The sequence below is a fragment of the Streptomyces alanosinicus genome (assembly GCF_014650595.1).
GTDB classification, from domain to species: domain Bacteria; phylum Actinomycetota; class Actinomycetes; order Streptomycetales; family Streptomycetaceae; genus Streptomyces; species Streptomyces alanosinicus.
This window is the reverse complement of sequence record NZ_BMVG01000141.1, coordinates 1-1,162: the sequence shown is the minus strand read 5'-3', so window position 1 is coordinate 1,162 and position 1,162 is coordinate 1. Positions and strand designations below refer to the sequence as shown.

The window sequence follows — 1,162 nt, the reverse complement described above, 5'->3', positions numbered from 1 at the left end:
CGAGGTGCCGCACGGCGACCTCACCGTGGGCGGCGTACCGCTCGCCGGGCTCGCCGACCGCTTCGGCACCCCCGTCTACGTCCTGGACGAGGCCGAGGTCCGCGACCGCTGCCGTACCTACCTGGACGCCTTTCCCGACACCGAAGTCCTCTACGCCGCCAAGGCGTTCCTGTGCCGGGCCATGGCCCACTGGATGGACGAGGAGGGACTGGGGCTGGACGTGTGCTCCGCCGGGGAGCTCGAACTCGCCGTCACCACCGGCTTCCCGGCCGAGCGGATCGTGCTGCACGGCAACGCCAAGTCCCCCCGCGACCTGGACACCGCGCTGCGCCTCGGCGTCGGACGCATCGTCATCGACAGTCCCGCCGAGATCGCCCGGCTGGCCGCCGCCGTCGGACCCGACGGCCACCAGAAGGTCATGGTCCGGGTGGTGCCCGGGATCAGCGCGGGCGGCCACGACAAGATCCGCACCGGCACCGAGGACCAGAAGTTCGGCCTCAGCATCTCCGACGGGTACGCGCAGCACGCCATCACCCGCATCCTCGACCAGCCCCAGCTCGAACTCACCGGCCTGCACTGCCACCTGGGCTCGCAGATCACCAGCGTCAAACCGTATCTCGTCGCCGTACGCCGCCTGGTGGGGCTGATGAGCCGGCTGTACGAGCAGCACAGCCTGGTCCTGCCCGAACTCGACCTCGGCGGCGGCCACGGCATCGCCTACCGGCCCGGCGAGGCGGCCCTGGACCTGACGGCACTGGCCCGCAGGGTCCGCGCGGAACTCGCCGACGCCTGCGCCACGGCCGGACTCCCCGTGCCCCGGCTGATCATCGAGCCGGGCCGGGCGATCGCGGGCCCCGCCCAGATCGCCGTGTACCGCGTCCTCGCCGTGAAGCACACCGGCGCGCACGCCTTCGTGGCCGTCGACGGCGGCATGAGCGACAACCCGCGCCCGGCCCTGTACGGCGTCCGGTACGCGCCACGGCTGATCGGCCGGCACGGCACGGCGGAGCGCTCCCGGGTCACCGTGGTCGGCCGGCACTGCGAGGCCGGCGACGTCCTGGCCGCCGACGTGGAACTGCCCGCCGACATCCGGCCCGGTGACCTGCTCGCCGTCCCGGTGGCCGGCGCCTACCACCTGTCCATGGCCTCCGGCTACAACCTG

General features: G+C 73.2%; 1 protein-coding gene. It reads left to right on the top strand.

What is annotated here, in order from left to right:
• On the top strand, nucleotides 1-1,162 hold a 1,162-nt coding region (gene lysA, locus IE277_RS46675), incomplete at both ends, for a diaminopimelate decarboxylase (protein WP_189960202.1).